Annotated in this window: 12 protein-coding genes; 6 read left to right on the top strand and 6 right to left on the bottom strand. The window is 53.1% G+C overall.

Annotated elements, in window-relative coordinates; genetic code table 11:
- The first annotated feature begins 68 nt into the window (after positions 1–68).
- Both QOL82_RS10350 and QOL82_RS10345 read left to right on the top strand, forming a co-directional pair.
- On the top strand, positions 69–929 hold the full coding sequence (locus QOL82_RS10350; RefSeq protein ID WP_283442182.1) for a hypothetical protein: 861 nt from the start codon (positions 69–71) through the stop codon (positions 927–929).
- Complete coding sequence (locus tag QOL82_RS10345) at positions 926–1,660, top strand: hypothetical protein (RefSeq protein WP_283442181.1); 735 nt, start codon at positions 926–928, stop codon at positions 1,658–1,660. Before QOL82_RS10350 ends, QOL82_RS10345 begins: the two co-directional genes overlap by 4 nt.
- A 195-nt stretch (positions 1,661–1,855) precedes the next feature.
- Here QOL82_RS10345 and QOL82_RS10340 read toward each other — a convergent pair whose 3' ends face one another.
- On the bottom strand, positions 1,856–3,562 hold the full coding sequence (locus QOL82_RS10340) for a metallophosphoesterase family protein (RefSeq protein WP_283442180.1): 1,707 nt from the start codon (positions 3,560–3,562) through the stop codon (positions 1,856–1,858).
- 1,947 nt (positions 3,563–5,509) lie between these two features.
- Positions 5,510–9,361, bottom strand: coding sequence for an NACHT domain-containing protein (locus QOL82_RS10335; protein ID WP_283442179.1), 3,852 nt, complete (start codon positions 9,359–9,361; stop codon positions 5,510–5,512).
- Positions 9,362–9,940: 579 nt separating this feature from the next.
- Here QOL82_RS10335 and QOL82_RS10330 point away from each other — a divergent pair.
- Complete coding sequence (locus QOL82_RS10330) at positions 9,941–10,201, top strand: hypothetical protein (protein WP_283442178.1); 261 nt, start codon at positions 9,941–9,943, stop codon at positions 10,199–10,201.
- Between the two features lie 532 nt (positions 10,202–10,733).
- Here the strand turns inward: QOL82_RS10330 and QOL82_RS10325 are convergent.
- Positions 10,734–11,366 carry a hypothetical protein gene (locus QOL82_RS10325; protein ID WP_283442177.1) on the bottom strand — a complete coding sequence of 211 codons (633 nt, stop codon included), beginning with the start codon at positions 11,364–11,366 and terminating at the stop codon, positions 10,734–10,736.
- Positions 11,367–12,223: 857 nt separating this feature from the next.
- Between QOL82_RS10325 and QOL82_RS10320 the strand changes: the two genes are divergently transcribed.
- The gene (locus QOL82_RS10320) at positions 12,224–13,369 is read left to right on the top strand and encodes a DNA methyltransferase (protein WP_283442176.1); all 1,146 of its coding nucleotides are present in this window, start codon (positions 12,224–12,226) and stop codon (positions 13,367–13,369) included.
- 13 nt (positions 13,370–13,382) lie between these two features.
- On the opposite strand, the gene QOL82_RS10315 is transcribed toward QOL82_RS10320, so the two are convergent.
- Genes QOL82_RS10315 through QOL82_RS10305 form a run of 3 tightly spaced genes read right to left on the bottom strand, consistent with a single transcriptional unit; the run spans position 13,383 to position 18,799 of the window.
- Complete coding sequence (locus tag QOL82_RS10315) at positions 13,383–17,630, bottom strand: DEAD/DEAH box helicase (RefSeq protein ID WP_283442175.1); 4,248 nt, start codon at positions 17,628–17,630, stop codon at positions 13,383–13,385.
- Positions 17,631–17,660: 30 nt separating this feature from the next.
- Complete coding sequence (locus tag QOL82_RS10310) at positions 17,661–18,590, bottom strand: UvrD-helicase domain-containing protein (RefSeq protein ID WP_283442174.1); 930 nt, start codon at positions 18,588–18,590, stop codon at positions 17,661–17,663.
- Complete coding sequence (locus tag QOL82_RS10305; RefSeq protein ID WP_283442173.1) at positions 18,587–18,799, bottom strand: helix-turn-helix transcriptional regulator; 213 nt, start codon at positions 18,797–18,799, stop codon at positions 18,587–18,589. The genes QOL82_RS10310 and QOL82_RS10305 overlap by 4 nt, the downstream gene beginning before the upstream one ends.
- Positions 18,800–18,913: 114 nt before the next feature.
- On the opposite strand from QOL82_RS10305, the gene QOL82_RS10300 reads away from it, so the two are divergent.
- Together QOL82_RS10300 and QOL82_RS10295 are read left to right on the top strand one after the other, a co-directional pair.
- Positions 18,914–22,207 (top strand): sacsin N-terminal ATP-binding-like domain-containing protein, encoded by a 3,294-nt coding sequence (locus QOL82_RS10300; protein ID WP_283442172.1) that lies wholly within the window; start codon positions 18,914–18,916, stop codon positions 22,205–22,207.
- 142 nt (positions 22,208–22,349) lie between these two features.
- Positions 22,350–23,492 carry a hypothetical protein gene (locus tag QOL82_RS10295; RefSeq protein ID WP_283442171.1) on the top strand — a complete coding sequence of 381 codons (1,143 nt, stop codon included), beginning with the start codon at positions 22,350–22,352 and terminating at the stop codon, positions 23,490–23,492.
- Positions 23,493–23,501: the final 9 nt, after the last annotated feature.

The following is a 23,501-nucleotide window of genomic DNA, read 5'->3' as shown; positions in this document are numbered from 1 at the left end:
TGAGGTGTGTAATGCGTAATTATGGCAAGGTTTACACTGGCTTCTGGACTAGCGAGGACATCCTTAACATGTCTGAAGATTCGCGCACTCTGGCATTGTACTTATTGACTTGCCCGCATGGCAACATGCTTGGCTGCTTCCGCCTTACCAATGCTTATGCCTCCGATGACCTTCATTGGGATGTCGAAAGGGTATCGAAAGCCTTCCAAGAGTTATGCACAAAGGGTTTCATATACCGTTGTGAAAGGTCTTTTTGGGTAATGATTAGGCGCTATCTAGCGTGGAACCAGTTTGAGAATCCTAATGTCGGCAAGGCCGCGAGCAAACTATTCAATACAATCACCCCACCAGAAGCTGTGAAAGCTTTGCTGGCTACCGCATTGCGACAGTTTTCTCCACTCTTCCCTGCTTCAGTTTTGGACGAATTTGGCTCCTCTTTGAAACCCTTTGAGAATCCTTTAAAGCTCGATATGGAAACAAGAACAGGAACAGGAACAGGAACAGGAACAGGAACAGGAACAGTAGCCAAATCCGCTGTCGAGCATGCCTCGCACGACAGCGTGAAACAAATTTTCGCGTACTGGCAAGAAGTTATGGACTCGCCCAAGTCTGTGTTAGACGCTAATCGAACAGGGTTGATCAAGAAAGCGCTGCAAAGCTATTCATCTGCCGACATTTGTAAAGCGATCCGTGGCTGTTCCAAGTCTCCGCACAACATGGGGATAAACGAGCAAAGAACAAAGTACAACGGTCTTGATCTGATTCTACGCAACGCTGACAAGATAGATCGATTCATCGCATTGGACGCTGGGAATGCGCGTCCGACCGCCCAATCTGAGACGATTGAGGAAACAAATGGCCGAATTATGGCTGAGATTTTGGGCAGTACGACGGTAGACCGCAACACCTTCGACATGGAGGTATCATGATCGATTCGCAAAAGCCGCAATTCCTGCAATTGCTGGCCAGTGCGCTAGCTATGTATGCCAAGCCAATGCCAGAACCAGCGATTACAAAGGCGTGGATCGCCGCACTCGCGCCGTACCCGCTGCACATAATCGAGGCAGCAATGCGCTCCTACTGCGAAGAGAACGGCGAGTTTGCTCCCGTGCCGGCCAGCATCGCGACTCGTTGCAAACTGATGGACGGCCGGCCTGGCGCTGAAGAAGCTTGGGCCATTGCTCTGACTTCCCGCGACCAAAACGATACGGTTGTCTGGACTACTGAAATTGCCGAGGCTTTCTCGCTTTGCGAGCCGGTTTTAGAGCTGGGTGATGAAGTAGGTGCGCGTATGGCGTTCAAGGAAGCGTACCAGCGGCTAACGACTGCAGCGAGAGCAGCCGCGGTAAGCACCATATGGATTGCGTCGCTCGGATGGGACTCGACGCGCCGTCCAGCGGTTTTATCGAAAGCCTCGAATGCGGGACTGCTGCCGGTTCCCACCGTGACTGCACTGCTGCCTTTACCAACTAGCGCAGTACCACCGGACACCAAGGCTCATGAACAACTAGAAAAAATAAAGCAAATGTTAGCCAGCGGAGCTGAAAACAGGCTACGGAAGATCGAAGCGCGTGCTAATGCACAGCGCCAGACGGATAGCGACGCTAAGTACCGTCTGGCCGCACAGACGCAGAATTATTTGGCTATAAATTCGCGATGACTTAGTCGACTATGCCACCTGTATGTAGGATGGTGACCAATACTACGCAAGTCTCCTGCACCGAACTTCGTGCCGTTAACCGTCGCGCCCGGATGTGACCAGCACGAGTAAATTCGTGTCGAGTTGCACCGTGGCGCAACCACCATGACAATGGTATTGCCGAAAATTGCCGCAACCGATTGCGCGGCATCCTGCTCAAACATTCTCTTCATCTCTCTGCAGATTCGTCAAGACGGTATGGCTAGGCGCTGACACACTGGCGTTCCATTGAGGATTACATACCACCCGAGCATTTCTGTGCTTGACACCCACACTAACGACATCGAATCCTGGGGTTTGCACGCATGATTCACCTTGAACATGCCCCTCACAATGCAGAGTGGAGGAAGGCGCCGAAATCACATCGATCATAGGCTCCGACCTTGTCATCACATGCGCCGCGAACCGCGTATGATGGTGGCCATGAAGAATGACCGTGTCTGCTCCTAGGCTCTCAATCGTTCGCAACAGTGACGAAGCGTTCTGCATAGTCATGCTCGCGAACTGCACCCTGTGCTCCCACTTCGTCAGGGTGCCGAAGTGATACTCTAACTCAACAGGCATGCCGACCTTATGGTGTAGCACGTGGATGAGCGCTAGCGGCTCAGCAGTCTCCTTTTGCAACAATTCTGCAATGCCCGATAGGCGTTCCATCTGTCCGGAGTCAATCTTACCGAGCGAATTTAACGTTGGAAGCGAAGATGTACGTGTCGTATTCCAAACGATGGCGTACAGGACAGCGTGTGGCGATGGAACCCTGACGACCAACGGAAACAGAGCATTCAGTTCCTCAAACTGCCGGGAGCCTCTCTCATCCTTGATGTCGTCCAGCGCCACTTGGAGTGAACAAAGCGCCTTAGGCCTCCCTTTGACATCACTTCGCAGGGTACGTACACGGTTCCCCATAATGTCGTTGGCTGCGCATAAATAAGCGCGAAGTCTGTTTATCCTGCCTTCATAATAAAGCAGGTCGGTGACTGTCAAGAGACTACCTTTGCCGTATCCAACAATGTTCAAATCGTGATTGCCTGGGGCAACGACCATCCTGTCTTTGAAGGGACCGAAATAGCGCTTGAACCTTTCCCATTCCGTGGCGTCACCCGTATCAGTCGCGTCACCGCTGACAATAACCGGCATTGCGTTCAGGGCACTAATGGACTCAGCCAGCGCGCTGAGCGTCGCATCCGGCACCCCGATCCGGGGATTTTCCGCGAGAGGCGCCGTGTTACTACACGTTACATGAAGATCGGACAGATGAATCAGAGGTATCTTAGTGAAGCCGTCAAGTTCGATTTTTTCTTGACTGAACAATCGTAATTGCACACGCTCGGCCAAGGACTTCCAATCATCGGATCTTCCCGCGACAAGCCTTGTTAGTGAAAATGTTAAATATATTGTTAACGTGATGAAGAAAGACGATGCCCATTGCAATGAGTCTTTATTCATTTCCTGCTTGAGGCTGAAATATGCCAACTTACCCGCCCAAATAATAAGGGCGAAAGAAACAGCGCGGACAATCCAGTACACAACATTTCCCTCAAAGCGCGCATTTCGTTCGAAAAACCCGATGAAGAACGCCGCCAGACCCAGCGCTACAGTTTCCAAATACCTTATTACGAATGACAACAGTGTTTTGATCTTGGAGCCGTACCATATAATTACTGGAGACAACAGTCCTAGGACAAGGATATAAATCGGTGGGCCGCCATTGTTGATTTCTCCGCTTATCGCATGAATGAATATGGAAACCAAATTCCGAATTCCATGCACAATCATCACGGCCGCAACGATAGACGCAATTGTGCCCAGTAGTAAATGTGACCACAACTTTAGCGGACCGCCTGTATGGTGAGGTTTAAGCATATTAATTTTCTTGCTTTTAAATGGAATAATACCAGTGTGATATGTGATGAAATCGCATAACTCTTTTAACTACAGGTCATCATTATGGCATCGCGGGAAATTTTCTCTGGAAAAATGAACCAATTCCTACGGCATGGACACTGCTTGCCAGCTGCAATCGCGAACTGCTGCCAATTTGTTGTGACCTACCTTGCTCTTCAGTTCAGCAAAATTTCGCCATGGTGCCAGTGCCAACTGCTTACGTAGCCGAAGAGTTCCCGTTTGTCTGAAAAGAAATTGGAGTTAGTTAAGTGAGCCTTGCGGATGAATGGTCATGCACGACGGCGCTCGCCGCCCCATCCGTAGTGCAAGAGCGTGCGGCGCGGTGGGTAACCCGGCTCACCGCCTGCGGTGCCTATATCAAGGCATGCAAGTTGGCAAAGTAAGCGCATTCGGAGTGTTCGCGTCAAGCGCACTAGCCGGCGTGTGCTGTTGTAGAACAACTGTAGTGCCCAATGCCGCTCCTGGCCGCACTTACAGTCTCGTAAGCACGCAAGTACACCTCCTGGCACTTGACAGATTTTCATAGCCGCTCGACAAACACGTTGTCACGCCAACAGCCGTGGCCATCTACGCTGATGGGAACCGCATGGTTTTCAGAATCTGTGTAACTTTGCCGCTGGCAAAGTGGCTGCCCTAGGTCCGCGCTGAAGATTTCTGGAGCGCCTAGCAGGCAATCGCTCCCTATGCTGCCTCAACGCAGAAGTCGGCCCTCAGCGTATTCGACAGACGCCATACCAGCATCCAACGGCTGGCCCAGTGCATCCTTTGTGGTGTTAGTTTTAGCTGGCTGGATCTCATACTCCGCCAACTTCCCGCCTGGCCACTGGCGCTGAATAACTCGTTCTGCTTCTTTCGGGCCCCTGCAGAAATCCAATTCTATTATCAGAGCGTCTCCATTTAAATCGACTAGACATACCGCTCGATGCAGCCGTGTCGCAGCTATTCGCGGCACTCCACCGCGAGCGTTAACCCCAATCTGCAGTTCTCGTTGTCGGTTGTAGCAAGATACGCAAATTGTCCCGCCAAGAAGGCGAAAAGTAGCCGTGTCGCATCGCACGCATCGTCTTGCGGGTTCGACTCCTCTGTAACCGCGTCCCTTCCGATCGTGTTCTTCCTGAAGCTGCGGCATATTCATTGCAACATGATGTTTTCCAACCAAGCAGCGCGCACACTGAATTACTGCCTTAGTGCTGACGTTTCTGGAGCAGGCTTCTGGCGTTAAGACAGCCCAAAGAGGCTTGCATCTAAAAAATTTTACACCAGGATATTCTACGTATTCTTGATATAAAACCTGCATGACAGCAACTCCTCTCCACATCTATGATGGAAAAGGTTGAAGTCACGACTGAATATAAGAGGCATTGCAAAAACCGGAGTTGCAGGTTGTCGTTACGCTCTGGTTGTCGTTACGCTCTGGTTGTCGTTACGCTCTGGTTGTCGTTACGCTCTGGTTGTCGTTACGCTCTGGTTGTCGTTACGTAGAGTGATGAAAGATGCTGTGGATGAGAGAACACACAATGGACCGGATAAATGCACTGGATGGTATAGCCTTAAAAGAGGCGTGCAAACGTTACGGTATTTATCGGGAGTTCAAAGCAAACTGCTTCGAAATACTCCCAGCACTTTGTTTGCGCCAGACGTTAGACAAGGCGACCTCGTTGCTATTTACCCTTTGATAGCCGCCGAGCCAATCGTAGCTGCAATAGGGAAAGATGCGTGTCTATGGATGCCATATGGAGACGTAGTCAGTTGTCATTTCAAGGCCAAATTCTCGCGTGGCGGTCGTTCGCCGAATTTTTGCTCTGTGATCACCGAAATTAGCGCTTCATGCGCAACCTCGCTCACGGCTTGATCAAGAATTGTTCTGCGTGAGCAAGGTATTGTCAACGTTGATGTTGTAGCTAGTTAGCAGCCGAATGGGCGCCTGATTTCGCTTAGCACGTTGGGCGCCTTTGACGGCTCGTACGACAGCCAAGTAAGGATATCAATTTGGGAGCTATCTGATGCGCCATTTGCAGAAAAGCCCCGATTGGCAAAGCGCCGGTACACCAATTTGCGCTTGGTGATTGACAAATAGGTGTTAAGAGCGTCGCGACGAATGAACAGAGCACTCCGTCGATTCGCATACGAATGAAAGGCCAAGAGTTCACCGCTAGTGTCGATCCACCCTCGCTGTCTATCCCATGAAAGCTTTAGTACCTTCACCAAATCTTGGCAAGGGACGTGAAGATGCTCCTGCCGCTCAGGCTTAGTATAGGAAAAGTCATACTCCCACTCTCCGCCGCGCAAAAGGGCGACTTCCGAGTAGTCCATCCCTTTGGGCCCTCTGGAGAACTCACCCTCCTCTGCTAGCTGGTTAAACACGAGGCCGTCTGGATATTCGGCTAGAAAACCTTGATAGCAACGTGCCCCTTGGTTTTCGAATACGTCTCTTGCTTTGCTACGAGCACCAAATGCCGGCACATTACCTTCGACAAAAACACTTGTATAGAACAGGTCTACGCTGCAATAAGGCTTGGTCCATGAATCATCCCCTGGAGAACTATTGCTATCCTTGGCGCTCAGAGAAAGCGCTATCCACTGCACTCCACTACTTGAAGTTCGAACGATGCATTCTTCGTGAGGGGTAAAATCATCCGTCCTTACCCACTGCTTAATGTCCCCTGATTGGTCGGGGAAGGGGTACCGAGGCCCTTGGACAAGTTCATCTGGATATTCCCGTGGTGGAGTGATATCCCTAACATCGGTGACGTCGGACTTACGCACACTGAGTGACCAGAGATGTGCAGAGCCGGCCTTCCCGCCCGAGTAGGACCTCCTCGGTGGTACGGTGTCCGCAAGTAGACCAAGAAGGCGATGGAGAAGTATCCAGTAGTACTTCTTTCCTAGACGGTCCGCGAATCCTTTGCGACCGCGTCCATTCCCAAATTCTCTTACAATGCCACGGTCAGTCTTGAGGGCGCATTGCTCGTATCCTGGGTAGCCAAGCCGCAAAACCTCTACCATCAACCAGCAGGCTACGTTAGCTTGACCAATACCTGCACTATCTAGGTCAAAGTCTCTAATCTTCGGTTCGACCTGGTATCGCCAGAAGTCGGGCAACATGTGTGAACCCCATAGTTTCATGTTCGACGGCACGCCTTCCAAATCTAGTAGCGGCTTCGCGTCGGGCAGCGTCGGCCATGATTTGCATGTAGCGACCTTCGAAGGATAGGCATCCAGCTTCTTCTGCAACGAAGGACGAGGTTTGTTGCGCTGCACAAGTTGCCCCAGCAGACGAACAGAGTCCCGTATGAGGACATTCGGGGAATCAAACGTAGCACTCAACAACCCTTCAAGTGCGGGAACGAACTCGTCCACCACGCTACGCTCTAGGAGGCACGCGCTGTAGATTGCAAGGGCGATGCTTTCAAGCACATAGTCGTCATCGCATCCTTGAAACTCGTCGGTCAGTTTCCTTCCAAGGCTTGGCTGGTAAGCCACTAACCGCGCGAGCCCTTTTGTGGACAAATCTCGAACTCGTCGGTCGGAACACGTTGTTAGCCAAGCCAGTGCTACAACTGCCAATTCCCTGCTTTCTACCGGCCAGCGCCGAATCTCCGCGAGTAAAGCTGCATTGATAAGAGACCAAACCGCTCCCTTGGCATCAAACGATTTGAATGCAGCTACCGAGAGATACGCGTCGCGGTTAACCATCGACGAACGCCGCAAGAACGGGCTCAGCCAGTTTGAGGCATTTAATCGGTGATATGGAACTAGGCTGAGGCGGAAAAATGCGTCGTAGACCTCTTGCCACAGCCCTGGCGTGTGCAATGCACTGAGCACATGGTCGTCAATGTCGTAGTTGATGCTGTCCCGTGAGCGCCAGGCAAGAGCTTGAATAAAGAGCCGATGTGCAAGCGTCGCATCAATTCCGAGCGCTTTGTCGGTAATTTCTAAACATGCCTTTTCAGGCAGAACAGCTGCCAATGCTTCCAACAGGCTCTCATCATCAGGCGTCAGCCCTGTGAGCTTCGATGCAAGCGCAGGAACATCTACCCCTCTCGGCCCCATCAGTCCCTCGACGACACTGGTGGCCCGAAGGATGTCGCCATAACGCTGATACCCCAATCGAATGAACCATGTATCGCGTTCATCCGTAGACAGAATTACAAGTCCTTCATGTTCGAGTTCTTGAAGCAGGGCTTCAGCGGTAACTTCCTTACCGACAATCCTCTGCAGCTCTACCGTGCAGACCTCCCAAGTGCGGTCCTGCGGAACGTTGTCCGTCAGGACCTCAGAAAGCCGTAGCATTGCAGCTCGCACAATGTTTCGAGGGTTCGAGTAGACCAGTCTTTGTCTGATGAGGTCATCACAATGTTTAAGATGCCCCTCCAAAAGCGCAACAAATCCCGGAAGTGAGACATCCAGCGAAGTTCGCCCTTCGTCCCGCAACGTCTTACAGGCCAAGTGTAGGAACAGTGGGTTGCCAAGTTCAGGCGAAAATAGTGGCGTGATTTCAGTGTCCAAGCCGTAGTACGTTGCAAACGCTTGAATTGCTTCAAATTCTTGACCTTGAAAGCCAGCATGTTCGAAGGCATAGCCCGGAAACCGCGCGTCGACGACCAAGTTTCGGTACGTATCGCGGGTAGAAACGCAGATTTTGATGCCCTGGTATGGTGCACACTGTGCCAGCAACTCCGGCAACTTGCTTTTCCATCGAGCATCGCGGGGACTCTCATTGAGCGCATCAATGTAGATGACGAATGGCAAGCCCGTATTCTCAGCGGACGCTTGCAGGCACTCAAAGAGGGTCGCACGCGAGACATCGGCGCCAAATCCGAGTTTGCTGCGTACTACCTCCCAAGGTTCTTCTCTGCCGAAGTCGTCTCCGAAGACGACTAGTGAGTTCCCGCCCTGGTCGAGTCGGCGGAGCGCGGCACTTACGATCGAATGGGTCTTCCCGATACCGGCGGGTCCAACCAGTAGCAAAGAGCGCATTGTAGCCGCACCTATTTCTGGTGATGAAAGCGCATCCTGAAGTAATTGAGCCTGCTCCACCCACGTACGCGCTGCATCCATCTCCGCTGCAGGAAATGCGCACATGTACTCGGCTTGGAATTGGCGAAATCCCGGCGTGTCTTGTTCTAGGCCATGCTTGTCGTAGAAGGCCTGCTCTTGAGCGTCGCGAGCTTTGTGTAGCAGGGGTAAAGCGCTTGTCAACATCTGCCTCACTTCGATAGAACCGGATGCGACGAAAGACAGGTCTGTCATCCCTTTACATGCTGCAATGACTTGTTGCATCAAATTACGAGCAGTGGTGGCATCAAGATCGCCAAGGATGTCGAGCGCCTTGTTACCCCATCCCATAAGCGAACGAAGCTCAGCTATGACTGAAGAAAGCGACTCGTCTCGCCAAGCTTGGAAGTCGCCAACTCCGCCGAAGAAGTCCAGCACTATATGAGCGCTAGTGACAACGTCGAGCGCCGCCGTGTACCTAGGGCCCGCAAAGGCTACTGCCTCGTCTAAACAGCGTTGAATCTGTGTGTTCGTTAGCACTGAGTCATCAAACCAGTACCTACGCATTCCTCCGTTCGGATCGCAGGCGAGCACCTGCCTGCGAATAACCGTTGCAGTACAGAGCGTCACGGTAAGCTTAGAGTTTCTGCCAGCTGCGAAACTCTCAACCTGTTGCTTCCACTCTTCATAGCGTTCTGCTTGACTCAGGCCCCTCGTTCCCGCAGCAACTCGTCCGGTCAGGTCAAAGGGAATGTACACCCAATACTCCAATAGCCTCGGATGGTTTGTTAGAGCTGTTTCAAGCGAATCGGCAATTTGGCGGAGCTCAGAAATCCCTAGTTGGAAGAAATACTTTGCCTGGACTCCTACTATAGCCCCGTCCGGCAAGCGAAAGTAGGCCTCGACTCCCCCGTCACCTCCATCGCCACGTAGACTAACAAAGGTTGAATTGGCGGGCGGGCAGTAAGTGTTATGAAACAGGTGAACTGCCAGCATTTCGAAGCAGTCGTTTCGGCTCTTTGGAGTACTGCGAATCCTCGTAAAATCAATTGTTGTCAATTCACTTTTCCCTGCTCAAATTAGGGTTATGCGGAATTAAACTGCTAGCATAAGTATGCTATTGCAGCCTAGCGGCAGTAGCTATTCAGTCGGGACACTATTCCGTTCTATTCTTCCTCAAAACACAGAACAAAGGCAGCCCTACGTCTTTCACCGGACCTAATTATCCTCGAAAGGCCGGACACAATGACCAGAAGTGGCCCAGAGATTCGAACAGTTAGATAAATAGAATCCTTGCTTTATAAGCGCGGTCTGTGGTCCGGGTAGCGGCGCAAGCGTATGACAAAGAGAAGCAAATGGAATCACTCAAGCAGCTTCAAGGCCAACGTGGCCGTAGTAGCATTACGTGGCGATAAGACGCTCACCGAACTGGCTGAGCAATACCAAGTCCATTCAATCCGAGTGACAGAATGGAAACGTCAGCTGCTGGAGCGGGCCGCTGACGTATTCGACGGTGCTGTCAGCAAAATGGAGAACGAGCCGGACCAAAAAAATTTGTACGCGAAGATTGAGCAGCACGCGCTGGAAATCGATTTTTAGGGAGCGCGTCACCAAGCCGGTAATCGCTGAGCGCAAAGAAATGATCGACCGTAGCCATACTTCGCCGGTAACATGGTAATACCAGATCCTTTCTTTGGTACGGTCCACTGCCTACTATCGCCGTCAGAAGGTCCGCAAGGGATCTGCCGCTCATTCGCATAATCGACGAACTACTCTGGGATACCCGTTTGCTGAAGTCGATGCTGAGAGACTTGCTTCGTCAGAATGGCTGTCCAATCGGCCGCAGAAACGCGAGTAAACTGATGAAGCGTATGGGCATTGAAGCTATGTACAAGAAGCCCGATACCGGACGGCGCCATCCTGCCCATGCGGTCTATCTGTACCTGCTGCGTCACATGGAACATCAGCCTGCTACACTACGTCTTGGCAGTAGATATCATGGCTTCACCGGAACACACGGGCTGGAAAACGCAAGCAGTAACGCTGGTGACAGGCGCCTGAGCCGTGGCCCGTCTGAACCGAGAGGTCGATCTCACAGTCGTTAGCAAACCTTGGCTTACCGCGCGCCTAGTCAGTGGATTTTGTGTGGGGGAGAATAAGCAGCTAGTGCTGTTTTATAGGCGTCCTCTTTTTTCTTCGCCTCTTCGGCAAGAAGCCACCATCCATTCGAAAGCGTTTCTAGGTGATCTGTCGATGCTGCAAGGCGTGCCCTGATAGCATCGGCTTGGACAAGCTCGGGATGATCGTTTAGGACATGCGCATCGCACACTACAAACTGAATGTCTTTTTCACAGAGCCACTGTAGTTCGGCACCCAGCCGGCTGAATTCTTGCACGCATGCTTCGAGCAGACAACATAGTTGCTGTGTACGCTCAAAGGATTCAGTGCCGGCATCCATTATTACGGAAAAATGAGAGAATTTAATATCAGCTACACCTCCATTTTCTTCGGCAGCGTTGCAGGCTGCTCCTCCAATCTTGCCCATGGTGGACATTGCGCCTGCGAGCCTACCGATCTGCGAGCAAAATCCAGCGAAAGCAGTTCCAAATTCCTCGATTAGGGAGCTTCTCCGGATCTCACTGATTTCGTTGACCAGATTCCATAGTTCAATGCAACCGTCATCGACCAACGACTTACCGATTCTAAGTAATTCGCCGCGAGCTTGCTCGACTAGCACTTGAAGTTGCTTCTGATTGTTAAACATAGTGGGCCTCCTAGCAGCCTGTGGCATGGTCCTGCCCTAGACCGTTTAACTCTGTGATAATGAGCACATCATCTTGCTCCAATTTGTTCTGCAGCCTAGTAAAACTGAGACGCTTAACAGTAGCGATGTGTCCAAATATGCTTTCAATAATGATACGGTACAGCTTGTCCGCGAAGCGCTGGGTGAATTTCGCCCAGCTAGTTGTCTGTCGTCTGGACTGAGGAAGAAACTCGTGCATAGGCAAAGGTTCTAGGCCTAAATGCTTTCTTGGTGAATCCTTTTTTGGGTACGGAGTATGCAGATTGTTCGAAACAAGTAAAGACTAATTTATGTACACATATCCAGCCGAGGTACATAAACGGTCGTATTCGGACGGCTTGCGTTGAAAAATTACAGGGGCCATGCATACAGCTTTTACGGGCATGCCCGATACCGGGCAACTAGGGTCTGTCCGCAACACATCTTCTCACTGATCCACATAAACTGGCCACTGTGCGGGCCGCCTGTAGAGGCGGCTCCAATTGTTGCCCCTGCCGTTTAGATAAATCGGTTTGACTTGTCGGCAATCGACACATACCACAGCGTTAGTTCAGTCAGACGGTCAGCGCCATTCGCAGACTTTACGTTTATTTTCAAAATTGGGTGGCGGCAGACGTCGACATTTCGACGCCGTATAAACCAGCGGAGAGGCAGAGCAGGAACTGCGCTTGCGGGTCTACGGAAGTGAGAAAATGCTGCCGGGTCTTGTTGCCCGTAGAGAAACGGAATACTCCCTCCTAACCGAGAGGCTGCGCATATATGCCGTCTAACTGTTCCCTGATGGAGGATAGGCGTGTAAACTGACCCTTACACTCGGAATGACAAACATCACAAGAAACAAGAACGTGGCGCTCGCATACAGCAAAGAAAACGCACTGAACGCAATTTGTCCCTATTTCACAATGTTTCCACTTGAGTACCCATCTAAGGTCCTTCGGAAACATAAAAAGGACAACCCTGTTGTTCTTGATCCATTCTGCGGTCGAGGCACTACTCTATTTGCCGCCCGCAATTTTGGATTGAGTGCCTGGGGAATAGACTCCTCCCCTGTTGCTGTCGCCATTGCAAAGGCCAAGCTGGCTGCGTGCGACTTTGAAGCACCTATCAGCTTGGCGTCACGCTTGATCGTTGATACTAAGCCAAACGACATACCGGACACGCCATTCTTTCGAGCGGCCTATCATCCGAGAACACTGCGAGATATTTGCGCTCTACGTGAATCTCTTTTGCTGCTAAATCAAGATACCGACGCATCCGTCATTCTCCGTGCGGCTATTCTTGGATGTCTTCACGGACCACTTCCGAAAAATATAGTAAACGCGGGGTACTTTTCAAACCAGATGCCGCGAACCTATGCATCAAAGCCAGATTATGCCGTTCGCTTTTGGAAAGAAAGAGGGCTCAAGCCGCTGAAAATCGACGTTTTGCGCGTCCTTCGCCGCAAGATTGAACGTTTAACTGGCTTGCCTCAGAAATCACCTAGTTCGACAGCCCAAGTGTTGCATGGTGATGCCCAATTGCCAAAATCGTTTGAGGCCATCACTTCAGCCCCATCGATCATAATTACGTCGCCGCCTTACTACGGGATGCGTACATATGTTCAAGACCAGTGGCTGAGAAGCTGGTTTCTTGGTGGCCCTAGTCAAGTAGATTATTCGGCTGGTCCACAACTTGACCATGGCAGCCGAAACACCTTTGCCAAATCTCTAGGTGCTGTATGGAGAAACGTCGGGCAGAGCCTTTCTGATACGCTGCACATGTATGTCCGCTTCGGCATTATTCCTTCGGCCTCCGTAAATGCGAAGGATATTTTCAGAAATTCGCTGGAGGAGTCCGGAATCAACTGGCGCTTGGTTTCAGTTCGAGCCGCCGATTCAGCCGATGCTGGAAAGCGGCAGGCGAATCAAATGAAAACTGATTCTGCCGCCGCCGTCGAGTTTGATTTTCACGTTGAGCGCATTTAACTCGACACAAGTACTACTGATGATAACGAAGCTTCGCTTGCTTTGACGTTGTGCTAGACATGATTCGATCCGCAATTTCCTGATTGCAGAATTCATCTACATAGTCTTTGATTGCGTGCGCTGTCTCTAACGCCTTCTTGTCATGAGGAACGTGTCCAGCAAGCGTCATCGGCATGATCACTAGGCATTTGGCCATTGCGCGTGAAATCGCCACGTTGGTGCGCTCGAGCTGCATGAGGAATGCTTCCTCACCCATTATCACGTCCGCGTCACCAACACCGAAAGTGACGATGATGGTGTGCCGCTGACCACCTTGGAATTTTTCCACAGTATCAACCGCAGAGTCGATTAGATCGGGTGGGTCGGCAGGGAAAAGCGCCCTTAGCTCACGTACCACCAGCGCGCGCTGTGCTCTGTGTGGAGTGACAATACCGATGCACTGTCCCCAGAACTGATCAGGTGTAGGTGATATGTGAGTGGCAGTGCCTCGTCCATCGAGTTCTGCACTCACGGTATTCCTCAGGCACCAAGTCAGTGCCGCGACCATCTTTGCTTCAAACGAATTGCTCTGCGACGAAAGATCGTCGTCATGTAGTAACGCCAATATCTTCTTGTCTGCATCCAAAGCTTGCGGCCACAGAGGAGACCAAGGTAGCGAACTCGGAAAGCCCGTTGTCGGTGTTGGTGCCGAGGCTAGGAAACGGAGTGCCGTCGCCGGGTTTGAAGCTTTCAGTGTTGCCCGATACCCAATCGTTCGCGCATAGGCTACGATGTCTTCCGCCGAGCGGTAGTTTTCTTCGAGTGGGCATGTATTGACTTTGCCAGCGAATGGCCGGGACAGTAGGTATTTTTGGATGCTGCTCACTAAGTATTCGGCTCCGACAGGTGGTTCAAGCGCCATTATAGGCGGCATCTGGAGATGGTCTCCGGCGATGATCAAGCGAGAGTCCTCCTTCAGCGTGGCTAATGGAGAAATGGCCGTTGTCACCTGAACTTGAGAACTTTCGTCAACGATGACGACATCGAAGATCGGCCCAACACAACATCCGTATGTCCACGCCGCGAGCTTATGGGACTGCATCGTTGATGTGGCGACAATTGTGACGACGTTGGTATTCGCTAAGCTGGCAAGGCAATCTTGAGTCTCTTGGTTACCCTGGTGCAGATTGAACGACTCAACACGCAGGTGGGAGTTGGTTGCCGTGAATGACATCGGGGTCTGTGAAGACGAGTACCCTACGAAGATTTCGGCCGCACAGGTCACGTCATTGTCCAACGAGGTCACTACGCGACCAATGATCTCTTCCACTGCTTTGTAGGTCGGGCCGGCCACCAAGAACTTTAGTGGCTGGCTTCGGCGCACAGCATCATGAACCAGGCCGTGAATACAGCCTGCGAGTGTCTGGGTTTTCCCTGTGCCAGGTGGGCCCCAAATGATCGTCAGCCCTTTTTCCGCCGCATGCAAGACGGCACCTGTTTGGCTGTTGTTTAAGTTGTGCTTTGCCCTAGCGTAAGCAGCAACTGATGCGGCTTGGGTTGGGGCAATTACGGAAGTGGCGTGGACCGTGTCAGCCTCCCACAGGACTCGTGCGAGCGGAGTCACGGGGTCCAAACCAGGCCGTGGCGGTCTAGCCCCCATTGCAACTGCCGCATTGCTATCGGCGACCGCAATTGAAGGGCTGCCAACGGCACTCAAAATCTCCTTCACCGTTTCGTACCATTTGAATGAACCTTGCCCTTTGGTAATGAAGATGTCGTTCATCAAATCGATAGTCGAATTTGCAAGGAGGTACGGGAAGAAAGCAGACTCGCGCCAATTGGACAGCTTCAGCACAGCTTTGCGCCTGCCACGGTCGAACGATACGAGCGTTACCGAAAGTGCCGACCACATTGGCGTGGCCAGCGTCTGATCTGATCCAGAATATGCGGGCGCGCTGGTAGCGATTATGTCTCGTGCGCGTTGCAGCGGAAGGCCAGGGTGCCCCTCCTTGCCAAGGGCAAGATAGCCTTCGTTATCATCAAGCTTTGCCTCGGTTGATCCAGCCAACACGTCAAAAACGTACTCATTCGGCAATCCGGTCGGTTGGCCGTTGGTGAGTCGAATTGCCTCGTAGTTCGCCTCCAGTGCATCGGCGTCGAGCGCCAGTCGCTGGTGGGATTCTAGCTTTCTGGTGTGATACTGCAGCTCCTCCCACCAAACCCAGAGCTTGCTATCGAACGCGACATCCCGAGCGCCCTGTGGAATCGAAAGAGTCAGTTTCGGTGCGTTAGCCTTGAGTTGGCCCCTGAAATCCGCGCGCAGCCTTTCGACGATACTGTTCAATGCTCGGCACTGCTTTTCAAGTGCATTACCAAATTCCTGAATAACAGTATTTCGTGGGACAGTAACAGAGCCGCGCTTGATTGTGGTCACATTGCTCCAGATCTCATAGATTCGCTCCCGCGGAATCCCATTAGTCAAGAATTCACGGTAGAAAGCATCTCCCTGGCGGACCGGCCCCGATCCAGAATAGTAAGTCTCAGCAGTATCGAGCAGCGTGATGACATGCGGTGTCGGTGCGAAAACGACTCGGCGCACAATTTCATCGATGAAAACGACGCACGGACTGACCGCACCATCAGGTTTTTCGATGAGTTCGTCAGCCGGGAAGAGCCATGCCAGTGCCTTAGTCTTGCGGTTGGTGAGGCTCAAAACCTTAGGCAAATGCCGCCCCATCGCCGCGCAAAGCTCTTCAAATTGGCGTTTTTCCCAGAAGGCGATTTGCGCAGTTAAAGGTGTTTTCCCGGCTGAACGAATGAATGCTTCGGACTGGTCAACCATGTCGGACAGAGTTGACAGCAGCCCCTCAAGGGCGATCCACTCATCTGCGAGACTCTTCTGATCCACGACAAAACACTTAGTAGGGAATTGTCGCGGAGTTTGTCCACTTACATAAGCCGTTGCCCTGCCAAATGTGGACAAGCCTGTCATTAGTCCTGCACTGGGGTCGAAGTTAACCGTAATAGCGACATGCAACTGTGGCCAAGGAGACAAGCTTGCCAACACAGCCGAATTGTCTACTGTGGTCGTTGACGAAATCAGTGCAGTAGCCCGCGCGGGGATGCGGCTTCGTTCTTTCTTAAGATGACTGTGTTGTTGGAACGCAGGATGTGCAGAGAGAGCTGCGGCTGCGCTCGCTGTGTTCTGAATAGCATGAATCTGCAGCGTTTTTCTTGCACCACGAGTCATGCCCGCAATCTGACTTAGGTGCCCGGTCAGCTTCGCGGCAGAGTAACAGTAGTGGGTCGGCTGTGCCGAAATTCGCACCTTGTCCTTCGAATTCGCCCACTTTTCATGACCGAGCCAGTCGCAGGCGCTACAGCGACCATCGACGTGCCATTCGAGATTTTCCCAACCATTGGCTGAAGCATCGCCAATGGTAATGGTACGGGGTAGATCTTCCCGGAAGAAATGCAACACAGTGGGCAGATAGAAACGAAGATTGGCGTCCTCACTATCGGAAATCAGTGCGTCCAAATACTGGTCCGGTGTTGCCGAAGTAGTACTGGACATTAAAGCATCGAGCGCAGCTTGACCCTGCTTGAATCGGGTCCACAAGTAGCTGCGGATAGTAACAAAATAGTCGTTCTGCAGCCCCTGATCGGCGATCCAATTAGCTAGAAAAATTGCGTAAAGCGCAACCTCGGCAGAGTAGCTGGGATTTGCTTCGCTGGTGTGCTTCACGTCTATGATGCTCAACGCACGACGCGTTTCAGTTGCCAAGTCAATTGGTTTCCGGCATCCGTTCTGGCCTACCTCTTCGTCGTCCGCTGTGGCCTGACGTACTACTATGATGTCAGGAATTAGGCCTGCAACTGGAGGCACTAGAGTAGCTTGCCCTGGCTGAAGCCCGATATTCGCCATTGCGGCATTCTGAAAAGCTGAAGGCTCGAACTTCCCTTGCAAAATTATTGATGGCAGGGATGTGACCCTGCTAAGCAAGGAAGCGAGTGGAGCTTTGACTGGCTTGTTCACTCCTCCTTTACCAAGCTGATAAATGACCAGACTGCCGAAGGACCGAATCAACTGATCATTTCGCTCATCCTCAAAATCTCTACCTGCGGTTTGCAGCACTCCAATACCAGGCCGAGCTTGTAGTGGAACTGGCATTCCATGCGTCTGAAGCTCCGAATCTTCGTGCAGGGACAAATAGAGCTCCCGGTCGCACTTCGTGCGGAGGAACATTGAAAGCGTGCTTTTCGAAATTCTTTTTTTGGTCATTATATTTGTCGTGTGCCTAACATTACGAAATCAACAGTAACCGAGAGTCCTTACAGCAGTCGCTTGTCCGCATCTGATGACTTGGGAATGTGGTATTCCATTCCCCTGGCCACTGCGATCTGTTGGGCGAAGCCCTTCTTGGCCTGCCTCACGGCATCCTCGATCTGGTTGTTGGCCTTCACTTCGACGATCAACGTACTTTACGCTGCCGTCCTGCTCCCCCCGTTGGAAGACGAAGTCCGGATAGTAGCTGTGCACAGCGTGCGTCAGCACCGCCGGGCGCTTTTCCGGCAGTTGCAAGGCTTCGTATTGGATGCCGGAGGAGTCCAGCGAGTTGTGCTCGTGCAGCAGTTCCTGGTGCTTGGCAAAGCAGACGGCCAGGGCGCGGATTTCTAGTTCGGAGGCCGCTGCGAGCTTAGTTGCATCGAGCGCCTCGCCGACCTTGTTGAGCCACTTGAGCAGGTTCTCCGACTTCGTCCAGCGGCCCATATGGTCGTCGCCTATGACGCGCTGGGCGTTGGGCAATTCGCGAAAGTTCGTGATGTGCTGGTACAGGAAGTACTGCTGGTCGAACTGATCGAAATGATCGAACTGATCGAACAGCGTGAAGCTGCGCTTGAGCCGAGTGAACTCGGGGTAGTCCTCCAGCAGCCGTAGGCAGATGGAGTAGAACGTGCCAAGGTACATCTCGTTCAGATTGAACTGGATGCCTAGCTCGGCCAGTAGATTGGAGATTCGCGTGGTCAGCCCACGCGCGGCTTTGTCGGTGAATGTGATGACTAGAAGCGACTCCGGGGCGCCCCCCTTCTGAGTGATTAGATGGACGATGCGCTCGACCAGCGTGAAGGTCTTACCCGACCCCGGCCCGGCAATGACAAGCAGCGGGCCGTCCGTGGCAAGGATGGCTTCGAGTTGCTGGCAATTGGCCTTGGACTGGAGAGCAGGAGTGCTGGCTGTCATTCCGCGCCCTCTTTGTCATCCACTGTCGCCTTGCCTATGCGATCGCCAATCCACTGATCCAAATCGCCGCGACGGAAGCGCCATGTGCCTCCGAGCCTGAACGCTGGGAGCTTTCCGCTCGCTGCAAGGCGATAAACCGTGCGCTTGCCTGCCTTTAGGTAAGCGGCGACCTCGTCAATTGTGAGGATTTCGTCCGGCTGGTCGCTCATCCGCTTTCCTATGTCATCGTTGTTGCGCTTGGTTAAGTGTTACATCTTGTCATAACATTGCAGACTTGTGCAAACTTGGCATTGGAAGAGATGCCTGACTTACAGGGAGCGGTGGTGGCATCCAACTACGAGGCAATTTTCGAGGAAAACCATAAGAGCTACGGCACTAAGGGCGCTCAAAAGTCTGGGCGGCTGGCCGCTGGGCTATACGACGACCGCACGCACTTTATCTTTGAATTGTTGCAAAACGCTGAGGACGCCCTTGGTAAGCGCGGCGACTGGCACGGATCGCGCAAGGTCGCGTTCAACCTAAGCCCGGCCCGCCTGACGCTCTCTCACTTCGGCAAGCCATTCGACGAGGCCGACGTCCGAAGCGTCTGTGACATCGCCGAGAGCACCAAGAACGAATCCTCCATTGGCCGCTTCGGCCTCGGCTTCAAGTCCGTTTATACCATCACCGATCTTCCGGAAATTCACTCTGGCGACGAGGACTTCGCCATTGAGAATTACGTCTTTCCTAAACGGTTGGAACGCTCGGCGCGCGCGGCGGGAGAGACGCAGATCATCCTCCCCCTGAAACCGGAGGACAATACCGCAGCGCGGGACATCACGGCAGGGTTCCGACACTTGGGCCCCAGCGCGCTGCTGTTCCTGCGGCACATTGACGAAATCAATTGGAGCGTCGAGGGCGGCGCGTCTGGGTTTTACCTGCGCAATACTCCCGAATCGCTCGGACCTAATGTCCAGCGCATCACGGTAATCGGCAAAGAGGATGATCGGCCGGAAGTCGATCAGAACTGGCTGGTTTTCCACCGCGACGTGTTTTCTGCTGAGCAGCAGAAGGTCGGGCGGGTGGAAATTGCCTTCTCGCTGGTCGTGGCGGCAAAGGACGTGCCCGGTCGCTGGTCTGTGCAGCCGCTGGCTAAGTCGCCGCTGGTGGTGTTCTTTCCGACCGTGGTTGAGAGCCACCTTGGCTTTCTCGTGCAAGGACCGTACCGCACCACGCCCAGTCGCGACAACATCCCGCCCGGCGAGCCGTGGAACCAGCATCTGGTCAAGGAAACGTCTAGCTTACTAGTTGAAGCGATGCGCTGGATGCGGGACAAGGCCATGCTGGATGTCTCGGCGCTGCGCTGCTTACCGCTTGACCGTGAGAAGTTCCAACAACATTCTCGGTTCGCACCGATGTTCGATGCCGTCCGGCAGGCATTTCAAGAGGAGATGCTACTTCCGACCTTTGACGGCAGGCACGTCACCGCTTATCAAGCGAAGCTAGCACGCACACAAGACTTGCGCGAGCTGTTCAGTCCGGAGCAGGTTGGGACGCTGTTTGGTTCGAAGGTCGCCGCTTGGCTGTCTGGCGATATTACTCAGGACAAGGTGCCCGAGATTCGCCAGTACCTGATGCGCGAACTTAACATCGACGAGATCACACCAACGAAGCTAGTGCCGAGCCTGACTAAGTCATTCCTTGAGGCGCAATCCGATGAATGGGTGTTGCGGTTGTACGAATTCCTAAGTGGCCAGGAGAAGGCTCTGCGTCGCCATCTCGACACTGTTCCACTCATCCGCCTTGAAGATGGTACCCACGTCGTCGCCCGCGATAACGGAAAAGCCAAAGCTTTCCTGCCCGGCGCCATTGCCACTAGTTTCCGAACAATGCGCCGCGCGGTGTGCGCAACACCCGAGGTGCGCTTGTTCCTGGGTTCGCTGGGCATCACCGAACCCGATCCGGTGGATGACGTGATCTGGAACATCCTGCCAAAGTACCAACAGGAAGAAGTGGATGTGAGCGAAGATGCCTACGCGGCAGACATCGAGCGTATCCGTGCTGCCTTCAGCACCGACTCAACAGCGCAGAAGGAAAAGCTCCGTTCCGCCCTGCGCGATACCACCTTTGTGATGGTGGTGGATACCGGCGACGGCAAGTCCTATATCGCCAAGCCCGGCGAAATGTATATCGCCACCGATCGCTTGCAGCAGCTCTTTGCGGGCGTGCCCGACATCCTGATCGTCGACAACGAATACGACTGCCTGCACGGTGAAGACATTCGCGACCTGCTGGTATCATGTGGAGCAAGCCGCTATCTAATTCCAGAAGCAACACCGTCGAGTCTGGGCTACTCGGAGAAGGAGCGAATCCGCAGAGAAGCTGGTCTCGAGCGCGCAAGTTGGGAAAACCCGCCAGAAGACTTCACTCTTCGCGGACTGACGCAGTTCCTGGACTTCTTGCCCACGCTGAAATCTGAGGAGGCAGTAGCCAGAGTGAAAGTTCTGTGGGAGGCGCTGGCCGATCTCGAGGCTCGCAACACCGCTGCCTTCTACGGCTCCTACAAATGGGGCTATTTTCACGAGACAAAGACGGCCCGATTCGACGCAGCTTTCGTCCGGACGCTCAATCAGGTGGCTTGGGTGCCGAACGCCGAAGGCGAACTGGTACCTCCAGGCCTCGTAGTGTTCGACACCCTTGGCTGGAAGCCCAGCCCCTTTCTCCTGACCAAGCTCGCTTTCAAGCCGCCGATCATCGACCAATTGGCCAAGGAGGTGGGCATCGACCCGGCGATTCTCGATCTGCTACGCAGAGACCCCGCTATCCTTGCCGAGCTGGCATCCCGATTGAGCAGTGCCAGCGCAGCACCCGAACCATCGATAGATGCCGAGCCGGAGGCCGATGCGCCATCCAACGACAGTGACGTGTACGACGATGCGCCAAGGCTGTACGGGAACGACATGCCAGAGACCCCGCGCGGCAGCCCAAATCCAGACGGAGGAGACGGTGCGGGCAATGGTCCTGGGCGTGGTCAAGGCCACTCTTGGACCGGAACGTCGCGCGACGGCAGTCAGGGTAACAGAGGTGCGCACGGAGGCCCAGGTGACTACGGCGCCTTTGGTGGCAAAGGCAGTGGGAACAGTGGAGGTCAGGGAAAGAGAACGCCCGGTCATGCAGGAGGGCGTCCATTCATTTCCTACGTCGGCGTACATCCGGATGATGATGGCCCAGACCGCGATGGTCTCGATCAAGCTACGCGAATGCAGATTGAAGGGCACGCCATCGACCTGATCATTGGCCTTGAGCCGATGTTGCGCCGCACGCCAGAAGGTAATCCCGGTTTTGATCTCTACGAGGCCGATGGCAGTGGCAATCAGATTCGGTGGGTCGAAGTGAAGTCGATGACCGGGAGCCTGCAAGATCGGCCCGTGGGGTTGTCACACACGCAATTCGACTGCGCTTGTAAAAAAGGCGATGCGTACTGGTTGTATGTCGTCGAGCACGCGACTGACCCAACGCAAGCTTGTGTACTCAGAATTCAGAATCCCGCTGGTCTCGCGCGAACCTTTACGTTCGACCATGGGTGGAGCCAAATCGCCGTTACCGAGCGGCTCCTTTTACGGGGCTACACCAAATGATTCAACTTATAACCTCAATGTCGGACATTGCTACCCTAAATAAGACCTAGGGTAGGATATGTGAGATTCATGCAGCACTACACTATCGGTGCCCCATAAGGGCTGGCATCGCGTGTGCGAACAGAAGAAAGGCAGGGAGAGAATGATTGACCCAGCAAGCCAGACCCAATTGAAGGAGGCAATAGCAGACTGCATCGGCACAGATCAAGGGGTGCTAGATGCTCTGCGAGAAGAGATCCGTTCCCTGAAGAGTGCCACGCGCCGAATCCAACCGCGCGCCACGACGTCAATCTCACTGGTCGGAACCGATGGGGGAAATAATCAGCTTCAGTTCGACCCTTTCTTGATCCAGCTGGTCCGGGTGGTAGATAGCAGCAACAACGAGTACTGCCTGGAGGCGGTTTCGCCCACGACTCCCGTGCAGAAGCTCAACGACCGCCAGTTCGCTGCGAACGGTGACCCCAAAACGGCAATGGGTGAAATGATGGCTTTCCTGGGGGTGGATAGCCTGCAGGCGCTCTCCCACATGATCCGGCCGACGGATAAAGGGAAACCAGTTTCGCCCAGCTGGGTGCAGGTCTACAGAGAGCTAGTCGAATGGGCCATCTTATTCACCATCCTGAAGAAGGACTTTGGCACGGATACCTTGATCGTCTGTGATGGACTTTTGCGAAGCAAGGTATTCGCCAAAGACCTGTTCCAGCGACTACTTCAAGGGATGAAAAGCCGTATTGATGAACAGTGGAGTAAGAGCCGGCGCAGAGTATATCTCGCTGGTGTGGCCAAGCACAGCAAGGTGCTTTCTCGGTATCGCTTGGCAATGGCTCTGGAAGGTGTTCTTCAGACCGACTACCCGGCCTACGTAGAGGTACCTCGTGAAGTAGAGGAAAAGGCTTACGTTTGGTCGGAGTTTGCACGAGGCGATGACCGAACCGGCGAGGGCGGCGAGATCAACAAGTTCGTCGGTGGCAAGATGTTTTTGGTAAAATTTGGCTCACACCGCCGTGATCCTGTGTGGCCAATCGACATCTTTGTTCCGCAAGTTGGGGAATCTCAGGCAATTCTCGGGTCAATGCTCGCCGACGCGATTAACGGCTTTCCAGTGCCCCATTATCCGCGTTGCCTGCAGAAAGCGCATGAAAATGCGGCACTAGTCGATTTCGACTTCGATATTTTGCAGGACTTCATCTACGAAGGTGTACGTTCCAGCCTAGGCGACGATGCGGGCACATTGGATGCGTTTCAGCTGCAGGACACCGATCCCGCACAGCGTCGGTACGGATAAGAAAATATA

Origin of the sequence: Noviherbaspirillum suwonense (assembly GCF_900182955.1) — a bacterium.
GTDB classification, from domain to species: Bacteria; Pseudomonadota; Gammaproteobacteria; order Burkholderiales; family Burkholderiaceae_D; genus Noviherbaspirillum_A; species Noviherbaspirillum_A suwonense.
The sequence above is the reverse complement of the archived record's forward strand: the minus strand, read 5'-3'. Positions and strand labels throughout refer to the sequence as shown.